The 16,537-nt window shown below is 67.9% G+C and carries 10 protein-coding genes and 1 CRISPR repeat array; of the genes, 9 read left to right on the forward strand and 1 reads right to left on the reverse strand.

Annotated features, from left to right (window positions below):
• Positions 1 to 6: 6 nt before the first annotated feature.
• Positions 7 to 1,158 carry an NAD(+) diphosphatase gene (gene nudC, locus B1H50_RS00070; protein WP_080461775.1) on the reverse strand — a complete coding sequence of 384 codons (1,152 nt, stop codon included), beginning with the start codon at positions 1,156 to 1,158 and terminating at the stop codon, positions 7 to 9.
• A gap of 225 nt (positions 1,159 to 1,383) precedes the next feature.
• Between nudC and B1H50_RS00075 the strand changes: the two genes are divergently transcribed.
• The 9 genes from B1H50_RS00075 (at position 1,384) to cas2e (ending at position 12,403) form a co-directional block, all read left to right on the forward strand.
• Complete coding sequence (locus tag B1H50_RS00075) at positions 1,384 to 2,664, forward strand: cysteine desulfurase family protein (protein WP_080461776.1); 1,281 nt, start codon at positions 1,384 to 1,386, stop codon at positions 2,662 to 2,664.
• A 567-nt stretch (positions 2,665 to 3,231) separates the two neighbouring features.
• Positions 3,232 to 6,189: a CRISPR-associated helicase/endonuclease Cas3 gene (locus B1H50_RS00080; protein WP_080461777.1), complete on the forward strand. Its 2,958-nt coding sequence runs from the start codon at positions 3,232 to 3,234 to the stop codon at positions 6,187 to 6,189.
• The gene (gene casA / locus B1H50_RS00085) at positions 6,186 to 7,844 is read left to right on the forward strand and encodes a type I-E CRISPR-associated protein Cse1/CasA (protein ID WP_080461778.1); all 1,659 of its coding nucleotides are present in this window, start codon (positions 6,186 to 6,188) and stop codon (positions 7,842 to 7,844) included. The genes B1H50_RS00080 and casA overlap by 4 nt, the downstream gene beginning before the upstream one ends.
• The gene (gene casB, locus B1H50_RS00090) at positions 7,841 to 8,542 is read left to right on the forward strand and encodes a type I-E CRISPR-associated protein Cse2/CasB (protein WP_080461779.1); all 702 of its coding nucleotides are present in this window, start codon (positions 7,841 to 7,843) and stop codon (positions 8,540 to 8,542) included. The genes casA and casB overlap by 4 nt, the downstream gene beginning before the upstream one ends.
• Position 8,543: 1 nt before the next feature.
• Positions 8,544 to 9,674, forward strand: coding sequence for a type I-E CRISPR-associated protein Cas7/Cse4/CasC (gene cas7e / locus B1H50_RS00095; protein ID WP_080461780.1), 1,131 nt, complete (start codon positions 8,544 to 8,546; stop codon positions 9,672 to 9,674).
• Positions 9,674 to 10,387 carry a type I-E CRISPR-associated protein Cas5/CasD gene (cas5e, locus tag B1H50_RS00100; protein WP_080461781.1) on the forward strand — a complete coding sequence of 238 codons (714 nt, stop codon included), beginning with the start codon at positions 9,674 to 9,676 and terminating at the stop codon, positions 10,385 to 10,387. Before cas7e ends, cas5e begins: the two co-directional genes overlap by 1 nt.
• On the forward strand, positions 10,378 to 11,067 hold the full coding sequence (gene cas6e / locus B1H50_RS00105; protein ID WP_080461782.1) for a type I-E CRISPR-associated protein Cas6/Cse3/CasE: 690 nt from the start codon (positions 10,378 to 10,380) through the stop codon (positions 11,065 to 11,067). Before cas5e ends, cas6e begins: the two co-directional genes overlap by 10 nt.
• 2 nt (positions 11,068 to 11,069) lie before the next feature.
• Entirely contained in the window at positions 11,070 to 12,017 is a 948-nt protein-coding gene (gene cas1e, locus B1H50_RS00110; protein WP_080461783.1) for a type I-E CRISPR-associated endonuclease Cas1e, read from the forward strand.
• Positions 12,011 to 12,403 (forward strand): type I-E CRISPR-associated endoribonuclease Cas2e, encoded by a 393-nt coding sequence (cas2e, locus tag B1H50_RS00115; RefSeq protein WP_080461784.1) that lies wholly within the window; start codon positions 12,011 to 12,013, stop codon positions 12,401 to 12,403. The genes cas1e and cas2e overlap by 7 nt, the downstream gene beginning before the upstream one ends.
• A 56-nt stretch (positions 12,404 to 12,459) precedes the next feature.
• Positions 12,460 to 15,663: direct repeats of the CRISPR family, unit length 28 nt; unit sequence GTGCACCCCGCGTATGCGGGGATGATCC.
• Positions 15,664 to 16,537 lie beyond the last annotated feature (874 nt).

Below are 16,537 nucleotides of genomic sequence, written 5' to 3' on the forward strand. Positions count from 1 at the left end.
CGCAGCTCACGGTCGCTGCGGCACAACCGCCTCGGGACGGCCCTCGGCATTGCGCGCGGGCGTCTCGGGGAGCTCCCCGCCGTACCAGTCCTCGATGAGCAGGCGGGCGATGGAGGTGGGGCCGGGAAGGATGACCTTCCCGGCGGCCACGGCCTGCGCCAGCTCCGCGCGGGACAGGGTGACGGCGTCGGTGACCTCCTCGTCGTCGGGGCGCGCGGGCCCCTCGCCGGGGGCGAGGCGGGCGCGGTAGCCGAGCATGAGGGAGCGGGGGAAGGGCCAGGGCTGGGTGGCGACGTGCTCGACCGCCTCGACCCGCAGCCCGATCTCCTCGGCGACCTCCCTGGCGACGGCGGCCTCGGCGGACTCCCCCGCCTCGACGAATCCGGCGACGGTGGAGTAGCGCAGGGGCGGCCAGGCGGCGCCGTGGACGAGGACGATGCGGTCGCGCTCATCGGTGACCGCCATGATGACGGCGGGGTCGGTGCGGGGGAAGGAGGTGGCCCCGCAGCCGCCGGGGCGCGGGCAGCGGCGGGCCCAGCCGGCCTCGCAGGGCTCGGTGCGGGCCCCGCAGGCGGCGCAGTGGGGGGCGGAGGCGTGCCAGGCAGACAGGGCGACGGCGGCGGTGGCGAGCCCGGCGTCGTGGGTGTCGAGGGCGGCGCCGACGGCGCGCAGCGCGGAGAGCGGGTTGGCCGCGAGGATCCGCTCGAGGTCGGCGCGGGGCCGCCGGGTTCCCTCGGCTTCCTGGGGATCGGTGGCAGTGGTGGCGGGGGCGCCGTCGGGAATGACGGCGGCGATCCAGCTGGCGCCCTCGGCATCCTGGCCCGGCCCTCCCGTTCTCCCCTCACTTGCAGCGCCACCGTGTGGGGAGCGGCCGAGGTAGATGAGGAGAAGCCCGCTCAGGTCCGCATCGGTGGCGCGCAGATCGGCCAGGCGCAGGTTCCCCGGCGCGGGCTCGAAGGGTGTGAGTCCGTCCAGGGGCAGGTCGGGGCGGATGGCGGGGGCCGCGAGCGCCACGCGCCCCCGGGCGTCGGCCAGGAGCAGCCGGGTGGCGGGATCGGCGGCGAGGCGCTCCAGGAGCCCCGGTTCGCTGCGGCGCGCGGTGTCCCGGTCGGTCTCATGAGGCGCGGTGGGACGGAGTGCGCTGGGTCTGGAGGACATGGGCCCACCATGCTCCCTTCCCCGCTCGTCTGCCCAACGGGTCCCAGCAGTTGGGGCGCCGCGCCGTCGATGGGTGCGGGTCTGGGCGGTCTTGGCCCCGGGGGATCCGACGACGGCGCAGAGGGCGATGCCTGCCCGCCAGCGCCTCGTGCCTCAGCGAGGGTTGGCGCATGGTATCGCGTCGGCCGGGAGCGTCCCCATCGGGCGATCCTCTAGGGTTCCTCCATGCGGACCTACCTCGATCATGCGGCGACAGCACCGACGCGCCCCGAGGTTTCCGAGCAGGTGGCGCGGGATATGGCTGAGATGGTCGGCGGCCTGGCGGGGGCGAATCCGGCGGCGCTGCACGGCTCGGGCCGTGAGGCGGCGGGGCGCCTGGCCGAGGCGCGGGGCCGGATCGCGGCGGCCCTGGGGGTGGACGCGCACGAGGTGATCCTGACCTCTGGTGGGACGGAGTCCGATGGGCTCGTCGTGGCGGGGCGGGCCTTGGCGGTCCCGGGTGGGGTGCTGGCGGTCTCGGCGGTGGAGCACCCGGCGGTGCTGGACTCGGCGAGGGCGGCGCAGGCGCGATTGGGGGCGCGCCTGCGGATTCTGGGGGTCGACAGCGCGGGGCTGGTGCGGCCGGAGACCGCGGCCGCGGTGGTGCGGGAGGCGCGCGAAGCACGGGAGGCCCCGGCGGATGGGGGCGCGGCCCGCCTCGAGGACGGGGGCGCGCCGGGGCCCGTGGCGCTGGTGAGCGTCATGGCGGCGAACAACGAGACGGGGGCCGTGCAGGATCTGGCGGGGATCGTCGCGGCGGTGCGGGAGGCGAGTGGCGCGCCGCGCCCGGGACGGGCGGGATACGTGCCGGTGCATTGCGATGCGGTGGCGGCTGTGGGAAGGGCTCCGCTGGATGTTCACGGCTGGGGTCTGGACGCGGTGAGCATCTCCGGGCACAAGCTGGGCGCGCCGGTGGGCGTGGGGGCGCTGGTGGCCCGGCGCGATCTGGAGCTGGTGGCGCCGATGGGCGGGGGGCGCCAGGAGCGGGGCCTGCGCTCAGGCACGCAGGACGTGGTGGGCGCCCGCGCGCTCGCATTGGCTCTTGAGCTGGCGGTGGCCGAGCGGGAGGCGGAGGCGGCGCGTCTGGAGGGGCTGCGGGCCCGTCTGCTGGCGGGGGCGCTGGCGATCCCGGGGGCGCATGCGACCCTGCCGGAAGCAGCGCCGCATCTGCCCGGGACGGCTCATCTGTGGTTCGAGGCGGTGAGCGCGGAGGCGCTGCTCATGGCCCTGGACATGGCGGGCATCGACGCCTCGGCGGGGTCCGCCTGCCATGCGGGGGTGAGCGGCCCGAGCCATGTGCTGCTGGCGATGGGCCTGGGCGAGGAGGCGGCGCGGGGGACGCTGCGCTGCACGATGGGCGCGGGCACGTCTCCCGACGACGTCGAGCGCCTCCTGGCGGCCCTGCCCCGGGCGGTGGGGACGGCGCGGCGGGCGCATCGGGCCGGAGGTCTTCCGCGCGACACCTGATGTAGCCACATTTGCAGCCATGACGGTTGTTCCGGTCTTCCCCTGACCTTCCGCGATACGAAGAACCGATGCCCCTGAGGCCGTAGTGACCCCCGGGGCATCGGTCAACCTCCCTGCTAGCGCAGGGTTCACACTTCAAGCGCCCCGCATACCGGGTCATCCTCGCTGACGCGAGGTCGTGAACGAGTGACGCCCTATGCTATTCTCAAGCCTATGAGGGAGTCAAGTACCCCTCATACATTATCGAGGAGGTGAAAGATGAACATCAGGCACCGCCAGCCCCAGCCGGAGCATAGGAGTCCGCACTCCCGCTCCGACTGGGTGAAGCTGGCACTGGCCATCATGGAGCTGATCAGCATGCTGAGCGACATTCTCCACTGAAGATGGCACGCTTCACTGGGTGTGGGAGCAGTAGGAGCTGCTCCCACACCCAGCGTAGCTGAACTCGAGGCGGTAACACCCTGTCTTCGCGACGGTTCGGCAACGACGACGCCGAGACCACCGAACGAACCCATTCGCGTCAGTGCTTCGTTCTAGTCTGTTCCCGTCTCCAAGGAAGGAGCCCCCATGCCCCTGTCACCTGCCGCCCAGCGCGTGTGGGCGAAGTCCGGGTATGACCCGGAGCGTCGGCGCTGGCTGCCCCTCTGGCTCCACTTCCTCGACTCCGCCGCCGTGGCGGGGCACTTGGCTCGCACGTGGATCGCCCCCACGATCTGCGATCTTCTGGAGAGGGAGTTCTCGGACTCGGCCTCGGGTCTGGCGCCCGCTGACGAGTTCCGTCTCCTCGTCTCGTGGCTGGCGGGCATCCACGACATCGGCAAGTGCACGCCAGCGTTCTCCATGCAGGTCCGGGGCCTCGATGACCGGATGAAGGAAGCCGGCCTCACCCACGCGACGATCGACCCTCGTGAGCGCCGCAAGGTTCCCCACGCGCTGGCGGGTCAGTACATCCTTGAGGGCTGGCTCACCGGCACGCTCGGGTGGACGGGCGCAAGCGCCCAGGCGCTGTCCTCGGTCGTCGGCGCCCACCACGGCATCCCGGCGAGCACGTCCATGCTCAACGACCTGGCCGGCCGGGGGCCGCTCCTGGGCGATGAGCGGTGGACCGCCGTGCAGCACGAGCTGCTCGACCTCGTCACGTCACGTACGGGCGCCGCGCCGTACCTGGAGCACTGGTCCTCACGCCGGTGGTCCCAGCCCTTCCTTGTCGAAATGTCCGGGCTCGTCATCGTCGCCGACTGGATCGCCTCCTGCGAGGACTACTTCCCCCTGCTCCACCTCGACGACGAGGGCCTGACCTGGCTGGAGCCCGAGGCCCACACAGAACGGGCCTCGCAAGGCATCCAGCGACTGGAGATCCCCGCACCCTGGCGTCCACGCGATGACGGGCACTGCCCCGACGATCTCCTCGCGTCGAGATTCTCTCTTCCGGAGGGCTGCCAGGCCACCGACGTGCAGGCGAAGGCGGTTGAGGCCGCCCGCACCATGGCCCTGCCCGGCATGCTCGTCATCCAGGAGTCCACCGGAGGCGGCAAGACGGAGGCCGCGCAGCTGGCCGCCGAGGTATTGGCGGCGAGAACGGGACGATCCGGGGTCCTGTTCGCCCTGCCCACCCAGGCGACGACGGACGCGATGTTCGCCCGGGAGCTGGACTGGCTGGAGCACATCGAGGAGTCCTACGCGGCCGCTGGCGCGCCGTCCACCTTCGCGGTGTCGCTCCAGCACGGCCGGGCTCGTCTCAACCGTGAGGCAGGCCGGTTGCGTCGCAGGGGCTGGGAGATCCACGACCGTCTTCTCAGCGGCCTGGGTGGGGACGACCCTCATGCTCCCGGACCCCGCCCGTCCGACGTCGGCCGCGACGAGCACGAGGCGACAACCCCGACGGCCCAGGAGCGCCGTCGTGCGGACCTGGCGATCCTGGCGTGGTTCAGCGGGCGCAAGAAGTCCATGCTCTCCGACTTCGTCGTCACGACCGTGGACCACCTGCTCTTCGGCGCCATGCGCGCTCCCCACCTTGCGCTGCGGCACCTGGGGTTGTCCCGCAAGGTCGTCATCGTTGACGAGGTGCACTCCTACTCCACGTACATGAACGTCTACCTGGACCGGGCGCTGACGTGGCTCGCTTCCTACGGAGTCCCGGTCATCCTCCTGTCAGCGACGCTGTCGCAGGCGCGCAGCGCCCAGATGGCCGACGCCTACCGCCGCGGCCTGGACCTCATGGCGGGCCGGAAGCCACCGAAGACACCCGCACCCGAGCCCGTCAGCACACCCTTCCCTTGCCTCGTCAGCGTGGACGCCACGGGAACCCGGGTGGAGGCGGTCTCCTCCTCAGGACGCTCCAGCAAGGTCCACGTGCGACGGCTGGGAAGGGAACCAGGCCTGGCGCAGCTGCTGGGTGAGGCGCTGGCCGACGGCGGCTGCGCGCTCGTGGTCCGCAACACCGTGCGCCGGGCTCAGGAGACCTACGAGGAGCTGCGTGAGGTCTTCGGGCAGGAGGTGAGCCTCACCCACGCCCGCTTCACCATCGCCGACCGTCAGGCCAAGGACGCCGACCTGCTGCATCGCTTCGGACCTCCCCGGTCTGGGCCGCAGCGTCCGCACCGGGCGATCGTCGTCGCCACTCAGGTGGTGGAGCAGTCCCTGGACGTCGACTTCGACCTGCTCGTCACCGACCTGGCCCCCATCGACCTCATCCTCCAGCGCATGGGCCGTCTCCACCGGCACGATCGGCCACGGCCCTCGCGCTTGACGGTGCCGACGTGCTATGTCGACTGGCTTCCCTCTCTCACCAGCTCCGATCCGGGCATCGAGCCTGGTGCGAAGGCGATCTACGGCGAGCAGGACATGCTCCTGAGCGCTGCTGCCCTCGGCCGGGTCGTGGAGGGGGCGGGCACGGTGCGCACGCCGCAGGACGTCCACCAGCTCATCGAGGCCGTGTACGGGGCCGGTGCGCAGGTCCCTCCGACCTGGGGCGAGGCCCTTGATCGGGCACGTGCGGCCGCCGACCAGGAGGCCTTAGACAAGCACAGGGCAGCCAAGGGCTACCTTCTGTCTGAGCCTGACCGGGCGGGAGCACGGACGGACCTCGTCGACTGGCTCCACACTCCGGCCAGCGACAGCGAGGAGACGGCACGCGCCCAGGTACGCGACGGTGAGGACTCCCTGGAGGTCATCCTCATCACCAGCCGACGGGTCGGAGGCCAGGAAGAACTGAGGACCCTGCCCTCTTCTACCGGAAAGCCGGGCGCCATCCTCCCGATAGACCGGGCTCCCGACCGCGACGTCGTACGCACGATGCTCATGTCCTCAGTCCGCCTTCCTGCTGGGCTGACGAAGGGCCGCCGGATGGACCAGGCCATCGACGAGCTCGAACAGATCGGGATTCGTGTCGCACGTGCCTGGCAGGATGACCGTGACCTGAGGGGGCAGCTGGTCCTGCCCCTGACGGACGGCCGCGCACAGCTGCTCGGCACGACCCTGGAGTACGACTCGTCCACTGGGCTCAAGGAGGTCCGCGAACCATGACAGTTACCTTCAATCTTCTGGACGAGCCCTGGATCAAGGTGACCCGCCTCGACGGCTCCTCCGACGAGGTATCGCTCCTCTCCGTCTTCCAGCAGGCTGAGGAGATTGCCGCCATCCACGGGGAGATCGCCACTCAGGACGTGGCGATCCTGCGTCTGCTCCTGGCGATCTGTCACCGCACCATGGGCGGCCCTGAGGACCTGGACACCTGGGAGGAGTACTGGGACGAGCCGGCGCGACTGGGCAGGGACGCCGTCGCCTACCTGGAACGGCACCGGGACCGCTTCGACCTGCGTCACCCGGACAGGCCGTTCTTCCAGGTTGCTGGGATCCACGCTGCATCCGGCAAGATCTCTGCGCTCACGTCCCTGATCGCTGACGTCCCCAACGGGGAACCCTTCTTCACCACCCGTATCGCCGAGGGACTTGAGCGGATGACCTGGGCGGAGGCGGCACGGTGGCTCATCCACGTTCACGCCTTCGACCCCTCCGGAATCCGATCTGGGGCGGTCGGTGACCCTGCGGTCAAAGGAGGGAAGGGATACCCGATCGGCCCGGGATGGGCGGGACAGATCGGAACGGTCTTCATCTCCGGTGACACCTTGGCGCGAACCCTGCTTCTCAACACGGTCGTGACCGAGGAGGTCCCTGACCTTGAGGGTGTCGATCCCGAGCAGGACATCGCTCCCTGGGAGCGGGATCCGGACGGCCCGGCAGGGTCATCCTCGGCACAACCAACCGGTCCGGTCTCCTGCTACACGTGGCAGGCCCGTCGCGTCCTCCTGCACGGGGACGAGGGCTCCATCATCGGGCTGTTCCTGGGCAACGGGGACAAAGCCACCCCCCAGAACCGGTACTCGGTTGAGCCGATGACCGCGTGGCGCTACTCCGAGCCCCAGACCAAGAAGCTCGGCGGGACGGTGTTCATGCCACGCAAGCTGCCGACCGACCGCGCCTTCTGGCGGGGGCTGTCGACCGTGGTCGCCCAACTGAGCCCATCGGTGAGAGTCAAGGGGGCCGGTGAGATCACCCGGTACCGGGCACCCGCCGTCGTCGTCTTCTACCAGCGGCTGATGCGCAACGGGGTGGCACCGCGAACCGGTCTCATCCCTCTGCACGCGGTCGGTATGGAGTACGGGGCGCAGGAAGCTGTTGTCTCCGAGCTCGTCAGCGACACCCTGTCGCTGCCGGCGGGCCTGCTGGATCCCGAGAACGTGCGCATGATCGCCATCGTCCATGACGTCATGGAGCAGACTGAGCAGGTGGTCGCTCACGTGCGCAACCTCGCTTCCAACCTGGACCGTGCCCGTGGAGGCAGTCCGGATACTGCGACAGCGGCACGCGAACGCGCCAGTGCAGCCTTCTATCGGGTCATTGACGCGGAGTTTCCCCGCTGGCTGGCCTCACTCGACGGCGCTGTCCCGGAGACCGCCCGCAACCAATGGCGCGAGTGGCTGCGGCGCGAGGCCTGGAGGCAGCAGGAGATCCTCACGGCGGCAGTCCCGAGCACTGCCTTCGCGGGCCGTGGTGAGGGCTCCAGCCGTATGGACGTCAGCCGTGCCCTGTTCTTCTTCAACCGCGCCCTCAGTACATCGCTACCTCACCCCGACCATGAGGACTCCCCCGTCAACGACGGAGAAAGGACACGAGCATGACCGCCTCACAGACCACCAGCCCCTCAGACGCAGCGAGGGCGGCGCCGACGTCCAACAGACAACCGCGGCGGCTCGGCGTCGCGGGGAGAACCGTCGACCAGCGTCTCGCAGGTCCCCACGGGCTTCAGAGCCGGCACCTTCAGCGCAACGAGTCCGCCGCTCGCGGCCAGCTCGCCGCCCTGCGCAAGGCCTCAAGTCAGGCCCCGGGTGAGAGTCCCGAGGTCTGGAGCCTCACCGAGGTGGTTGTCCCCGAGCACGCCGGGGACGCCCCTACCTGGGAGGAGATCGCTGTGCACACGGCGATGACGCTCTACGCCGTCCACCAGCAGTCGCGGACCGAGCCCATGTTCTCACCGGGCCGAGGACTGGGCCGTGCCGCCCGCGCCCTGGTCGGGATCGGGGAGGAGGAGAACCCCTCCACCAGAGCACGTTTCAACGCCCTGGTCACCTCCACGACTATCACCGAGCTGCAGCACCACCTCAGGGGCTTCATCTCCCAGCTGCGAGCACAGAGCATTCCGCTCGATCACGCCATGCTCGCCGACGACCTCGTCGCCTTCCAACGACCGGATGGCGCCACGACCGTCCGCCTGCGCTGGGCCCGTCAGTTCGCGTCCCCGCACACGTCTGAGGATCCCAGCCGGACCTCAGCCCCTTCCACCACCTCGTCCCCCACATCATCTACTCCGGAGAACTGACATGAGCACTTTCGTCGACATCCACGTCATCCAGTCCGTCCCGCCGAGCTGCGTCAACCGCGACGACTCCGGCTCACCCAAGTCCGCCGTCTACGGAGGGGTCAGGCGCTTGCGGGTCTCCAGCCAGTCCTGGAAGCGGGCGACTCGGCTGCACTTCATCGATCATCTCGACGCCTCCGACCTGGGCACTCGTACCAAGCGCGTCGTCAAGGTCCTTGCCGAGGCCATTACATCCCAGGCCCCGGATCTGGAAGATCGGGCCATTGCTCTGGCGGAGGATGTGTTCAAGGCCGCCAAGATCAAGCTCACAGCCCCGCGGGGCAACAAGCAGGGCGCTCCTCAGGAGTCCGGCTACCTCCTGTTCCTCTCCCGCAGCCAGGTGGATCGGCTCGCCGACCTCGCCATCGCCGCAGAGCGTGGTGGCACCAGCCTGGAAGCCAAGGAAGTCAAGAAGATCTTCAAGGAGGAGCACGCTGTCGACGTCTCGCTCTTCGGCAGGATGGTTGCCGACGACGCTGATCTCAACGTCGACGCCGCCTGCCAAGTGGCGCACGCGATCTCAACCCACGCTGCGGAGAACGAGTATGACTTCTTCACGGCTGTTGACGACGAGAAGAACCGCTCCGAGGAGGAGGACGCGGGCGCCGGCATGATGGGCACCGTAGAGTTCGCGTCGGCCACCATGTACCGCTACGCGACGGTCAACATCGACCTGCTGAAAATGAATCTCGGGGACGGACAGGCAGCCCTGCACGCACTGGAGGCCTTCGTCTCCGGCTTCTGCCTGTCGATGCCCACCGGTAAGCAGAACACCTTCGCCAATCGCACTCTTCCGGAGATGATCATGGTCACCGTGCGCGAGGATCAGCCGGTCTCCCTGGTGGGCGCCTTCGAGAGGGCCGTTCCCGCGAATGTGGGCGACGGGTACCTTGGTCGCTCCATCCAGGCCCTGGCCCAGTACGCGACCAGTATCGAGAGCGCGTACGGGATGAGGCCGGCTGCAAGTTTTGTCGTCTCCCTCATCGACTCCGACGCCGTGGCCTCGCTTGGCGAGCGGCTCGCCTTCACTGACCTGCCGGCGCGGGTCAGCCAGGTGCTGGCTTCCCGCGTCCTCGACGAGGAGAATGCCTGATGAGCGTCCTTCTCCTGCGACTCGCAGGGCCGATGCAGGCATGGGGGGTGACTTCACGATTCACGGTGAGAGATACTGAGCCCGCGCCGACGAAGAGCGGGGTCATCGGCATGCTGGCCGCCGCAGTCGGGCGACGCCGCACTGACCCCATCGAGGACCTGCTATCGCTCAGCTTCGGTGTGCGCAAGGACCAGCCCGGCAGCGTCATCCGGGACTTCCACACCGCCCGCACTCTGGACGGCAAGACCCCCATGCCGCTGTCCAACCGGTACTATATCGCCGACGCCGTCTTCCTGGCCGGCATCGAGGGGGACCACTCGCTTCTGGAGGGGCTCAACGAGGCACTCCGCCGCCCCGTCTTCCCCCTGTACCTGGGACGCAGATCGTGCCCGCCGACGCAACCGGTGTCGCTGGGACTGCGCCCGGCCCCGCTGCTCGCAGCGCTTCAGGACGAGCCCTGGCAGGCCTCACAGTGGTTTCAGACCCGGAGGCACGGTGCGTTCAAGGCGGAGGTTCTCATCGACCAGGATGCGGTTCCGGTCACGGAACGCCGCTCGGCCTACGCAAGCCGCGACGTTCCGCACTCCTTCGACCCTCGACGCCGCGACTACGGGTTCAGGCAGGTCGAGCGCCAGTGGGTGGAGGTCGGCAACGCCCACCCTGATTCTCACGACCCCATGGCCGAACTGGAGGAGGCGCAGGAATGTTCTTGACGAAGATCGAGCTGGATCCTGGGCGGAGACTCGCACGCAAGTATCTTGGATCACCGCAGGCGATGCATGCTGCCGTCATGAAGGCCGCAACCCCCTTGGAAAGCACTTCCATCAAAACTCGGGGACGTATTCTCTGGCGCGTGGACCGGGGGGCTTTCGGCGTCGCCCTTTATGTTGCCTCCCCCACGGAGCCGGCCATGGCTCAACTTATCGCGGAGGCAGCCCCAGCCGGAGCAGACGCTCTCACTCGTGACTACGAACCTTTCCTCTTCCACCTGACGGCAGGACAAGTCTGGGCGTTTCGCCTCGCGGCGAATCCATCGCATGCGGCACCGCAAGGACCTGGCCTCCGCGGCAAGGTCTATGGACATGTGACGGTGGCGCAGCAGCGCCAGTGGCTCCTCAACAGGGCCGCTAATCATGGCTTCGAGCCTCTTTCCGCAAGTGGCGACGATGGGGACGATTCAGTGACAGTGGTTCACAGAGAGCGTCCTGAGTTCTGGAGAAATGATCCTCACGCGAATCGTCGCGCACGCGTGACGATTAATCGAACTGTCTACGAAGGACTTCTGAGAGTGACCGACGCCGACAAGTTGCGGACGACACTGGTGTCCGGAATCGGACGCTCGAAGGCATATGGCTGCGGGCTCATGACGCTCGTCCGGCCTCACAGGAGCTGATCATGGCAAGGATGCTGCCCGTGCCCGTCACGGCGCTCCCTCGCGTTCAGGACCGGATGTCCTTCCTTTATTTGGAGCACTGCGTGGTCCATCGGGAGGATGGCGCCCTTACAGCTCGCAATGATCAGGGCACCATTCGAGTTCCAGCGGCTTCTCTGGTGGCTGTCCTTCTCGGCCCGGGAACTTCGGTGAGCCATCAGGCGATGAGTCTTCTGGGCGAGTGCGGGACCACAGCCGTGTGGGTTGGGGAGCGCGGCGTGCGGTACTACGCGCACGGGCGTTCCTTGGCCACCTCCACACGGCTCCTTGTTGAGCAGGCAGCACGCGTCTCCTCGCCCCAGAAACGCTTGCAAGTCGCACGGCAGATGTATTGCTGGCGTTTCGAGGGTGAGAACGTCAGTGGTTTGACGATGCAGCAACTGCGTGGGCGTGAGGGTGCTCGCGTTCGCGAGGTCTACAGGGACAACTCCCGCCGCACCGGTGTGCCGTGGACGAGGCGGGATTATCGACCTGACGATTTCGAAGCCTCCGATCCCATCAATCAGGCGCTGTCCGCCGCGCATGCCGCCCTGTACGGAGTGGTGCACGCGGTGATCGTGTCGCTCGGATGCTCGCCCGGGCTCGGCTTCATTCACACCGGGCATGAGCGTTCATTCGTCTACGACGTCGCCGACCTTTACAAGGCAGAGACGACAATACCGATCGCTTTCAACGTCATCGCGGAAAGAATGGAGGATATCACGGGCACAACCCGACGCAGGGTGCGGGACCGGATCTTCGAGCTGAAAGTGATTGAGCGCGCGGTCCGTGATATCCACACAATGCTCGGCACTGAGGAGACAGAGGACCTGGCCATCAACGTGGTCTCCTTGTGGGACTACCAGAAGAAGGCCGTCTCCGGCGGGGCGAACTACGCCGCGATCGGAGTAGAGGAGGCAGGTGGATGGTAGTTCTGGTTCTCACCGCCGCTCCCGCGCAGTTGCGCGGCTCGCTCACGCGCTGGTTGATGGAGGTCTCCCCCGGAGTGTTCGTCGGGCATCTCGCCGCCCGAGTGCGCGAGCAACTATGGGACCTGGTCAGGGCGTATATCGGTGACGGTCGCGCACTCCTCATTTGGTCCACGCGGTCGGAGCAACATTTCTCTGTGGCCTCGCTCGGCCACGATCGGGAACCTGCGGATTTCGAGGGCTGCCTAGTGATGCGGACCCCGTACCGAGCAATCGAAGGATCGCAGGTGACCCCCGGAGCCGCGAGGCCGGCGAAGGAGTCGTGGTCCATTGCCGCTCGTCGACGCCGCTACAGGAACTCGGCGGAACGGGCTCTAGGTGGGGAGTGAAGGCAAAAGGTTTCAGATAGATTACAATGCCGTTGGGGTCTCAAGGATTGCCAAGTGTGCACCCCGCGTATGCGGGGATGATCCGCGCCGCCTTCTTAATGCCTGGCGCCTTGATCAGTGCACCCCGCGTATGCGGGGATGATCCTTCACCGCGAAGTTATTCAGGCGGGTCTTGAGGGTGCACCCCGCGTATGCGGGGATGATCCGCATTCATTGACGCCGAGGGGCAGCCGTCAACGGTGCACCCCGCGTATGCGGGGATGATCCGCTGATTGATAAGCCTACCTAATTCAAGTTTCCGTGCACCCCGCGTATGCGGGGATGATCCGGAGATTGTCCGCGAGCCAGCCGAGCAAATGCTGTGCACCCCGCGTATGCGGGGATGATCCCCTTGGTGTCGACCGTCAGATTCGCTAGGGTCGGTGCACCCCGCGTATGCGGGGATGATCCGGAGCCCCCCATGGTCACCCACGCATGGATCGCGTGCACCCCGCGTATGCGGGGATGATCCGAACTGCTGGTCAACCAGGGTGACACGCTTCTCGTGCACCCCGCGTATGCGGGGATGATCCGGCCCACTCGCTATCATCGGCCGCACCCGAGACGTGCACCCCGCGTATGCGGGGATGATCCGGAGCCATTTCCTGAGGCTGCTGGGGTCGGCGGGTGCACCCCGCGTATGCGGGGATGATCCCCTCATGCGCTACCTCATCGAGCGCTGCCCCCCGTGCACCCCGCGTATGCGGGGATGATCCCTCGAAGTCGTGGTCATCTGCTCGGATGAGGGTGTGCACCCCGCGTATGCGGGGATGATCCGCGCTCCGTGCGGCTCTCACGGACACGCCCCTCGTGCACCCCGCGTATGCGGGGATGATCCGCGCGCGGGGACGTGTGCCGGGTCCGCTACAGGGTGCACCCCGCGTATGCGGGGATGATCCGGGTACCGAGGTGACCGTCACCGGCCGCCCCCGGTGCACCCCGCGTATGCGGGGATGATCCGGTTTTGCCGGAGCGGATGGCGCCGTCGAGGATGTGCACCCCGCGTATGCGGGGATGATCCGCAAAAAAACGCGAATTCACCGGCCTCTGGTACGTGCACCCCGCGTATGCGGGGATGATCCCGGCACCGTGGACATGGCAGCCTGGCGATCCATGTGCACCCCGCGTATGCGGGGATGATCCCTCGAAATCGGGGTCATCTGCTCGGATGAGGGTGTGCACCCCGCGTATGCGGGGATGATCCACAGGGGGCAGGCGTCCACGATGATCACGGGGGCGTGCACCCCGCGTATGCGGGGATGATCCCGTCCCCAGTTTCGCCCACAGGGCTTCGGAGGCGTGCACCCCGCGTATGCGGGGATGATCCGCGGACTGGCGGGCCACGTGGCGCAACTGGATCGTGCACCCCGCGTATGCGGGGATGATCCCTATCTCTGCCGCCTCGATGGCGACAGCTCAGCGTGCACCCCGCGTATGCGGGGATGATCCTCGCACATCACGCCCAACCCTCCTCATCTTCCAGTGCACCCCGCGTATGCGGGGATGATCCGGACGCGGCCGTCCCCGGCGGCGGCAACAGCCTGTGCACCCCGCGTATGCGGGGATGATCCGGTTGCGGAGGCTCAGGAGACACCAGGATCCCCGTGCACCCCGCGTATGCGGGGATGATCCGTCTTGGGTGCTCGATTGGCTCTGGTAGGCGATGTGCACCCCGCGTATGCGGGGATGATCCCCTTACCGATCGGCTCGGCCCCGTCGGCATCACGTGCACCCCGCGTATGCGGGGATGATCCTGGCGACGTCGCGCCTGGCTCGGGCGGCGGTGAGTGCACCCCGCGTATGCGGGGATGATCCTGCGGGCACGGGCCATGCTGCGGCCGTGTGCGCGTGCACCCCGCGTATGCGGGGATGATCCCCCATACAAGGTGATCCGCAATCCGCACGCCGCGTGCACCCCGCGTATGCGGGGATGATCCGCCGGAGTTCTGGACGAGCGACGACATCGCCGCGTGCACCCCGCGTATGCGGGGATGATCCCCAGGGGAGTCTGGTGTCGCCACTGCCACCCATAGTGCACCCCGCGTATGCGGGGATGATCCTGCGCGGGCAGCTTGCCGGGGGACGACGCCGTTGTGCACCCCGCGTATGCGGGGATGATCCGGAGGACTGACCCATGGCAGACGCCGCGACCACGTGCACCCCGCGTATGCGGGGATGATCCCCCGAGCGTGATCGGCTCGGTCGACGTGATGACGTGCACCCCGCGTATGCGGGGATGATCCTTACGGTAGGGGACGCCGTGCGTCGCAAACGACGTGCACCCCGCGTATGCGGGGATGATCCCGTCAGCACTCAGATCGTTGGGGGCGCCGGCGGGTGCACCCCGCGTATGCGGGGATGATCCGATTCCGGCGGATACGACCACGGAGAAGCGTGTGTGCACCCCGCGTATGCGGGGATGATCCGATCCCTGACGCGGGGCAGGTCTGCTCCCACCCGTGCACCCCGCGTATGCGGGGATGATCCTGGCCGACAACCCCGCCCTATCCCAAGAATACGGTGCACCCCGCGTATGCGGGGATGATCCTGGTCCCGGCGCCCATGGGACGGGCGCCCCGAACGTGCACCCCGCGTATGCGGGGATGATCCTTGTTGCGGACGCGCACCCCAGCCTGCACATCAGGTGCACCCCGCGTATGCGGGGATGATCCCATCACCGCAGAAGCCGCCGCGCTGGATGTGGAGTGCACCCCGCGTATGCGGGGATGATCCGAACTGCTGGTCAACCAGGGTGACACGCTTCTCGTGCACCCCGCGTATGCGGGGATGATCCCCAAGGGATCCGGGTGTCTCCCGAGCCGCCGTGGTGCACCCCGCGTATGCGGGGATGATCCCGGGATCTCGGGATACGCTGAGGGCGGCCAGTGGTGCACCCCGTGTATGCGGGGATGATCCCAAAGTCCCGCCGTCCGCTGCCGTCCTCGGTCCGTGCACCCCGTGTATGCGGGGATGATCCGGTCACCCCGTAGCGCTTCAGACTCTTCTCCAAGTGCACCCCGTGTATGCGGGGATGATCCGGAGAACTGCATCGCCTGCCAGATGACCGAGCGGCGCACCCCGTGTATGCGGGGATGATCCGTGGTCAGTTCTCCGTACGACGCCAGAAGCGTGGTGTACCCCGTGTATGCGGGGATGATCCCCTCGACCGCCAGATCGAGGCGCTCGGGGCCCTGCGCACCCCGCGTATGCGGGGATAATCCCGAGCCAGAGCACGAGCGACACCTTAGCGGCCCGGACGCCTGGACTCATATATGGATGCGTGGTGGTCAACTGACGGCAGCCATGTCAATGACCAGGTTGACCTCCAGCGCACGAACGATGCGCCGGAGCATGAGAACTGAAATAACCCGGCCGCCGTTCTCGACGGCGAAGATGACTGACTGCCAGGAGCCTATGCAGTCGACCAACTCGGCCTGGGTCAGTCCGGCGCGCAAGCCGTGTGGACGCACCCGGCGAGCTGGAGGCGGATCCCCTCTTCGGCCTGGGTAACGTCAGAACAGGCCCGTTCGTCGGGACACGGCAGCCAGAGCCCCGAACTCGACCAGCCCCTGAGCAGTATCACCCTCATAATCACTCCGCCTCCCCTCTAGCTTACTTTTCCCTCGCCCTGCCGCCTGGGCCGTCGGCTCGACCCCACCTGGGCTCGGCGGTGAAGCCGGGTCCAGCGACACCGGATCCGTCGGCGAGCTCGATGAGGCTGATGATGAGCAGTGCCGCCCCGATCAGGACCACGCCGCTCCCGATGATCGCGGCGAGACGGGATGCCCGGCCTCGGTGCGGATCACAGGACGGTGCCGGCCAACCGTCAGGCACCGACGGATGGGCGGTGACGGCAGGTAATGCTCACGTCGTGGACAGGCGGTAGCGCAGGGACCATAATGTGGAACCCGACCTGGCTGCGACCGAATGGGTCCCCGGGGGCAATGGCTCATATGGATCATTTGCCGAGGGCATCCGTTAGGACACCGATGGTCCGGATCAGGTGGGCGTTGGAGTTAAGTGCTGCGCCTACCTGCCTGACACTTCCTCCTCCCGGCGGCCCCGCGCGCTGATCTCTCAGCTTGGGCACGGCCG

Origin of the sequence: Actinomyces gaoshouyii (assembly GCF_002072175.1) — a bacterium.
In the GTDB taxonomy this organism is placed as follows: domain Bacteria; phylum Actinomycetota; class Actinomycetes; order Actinomycetales; family Actinomycetaceae; genus Actinomyces; species Actinomyces gaoshouyii.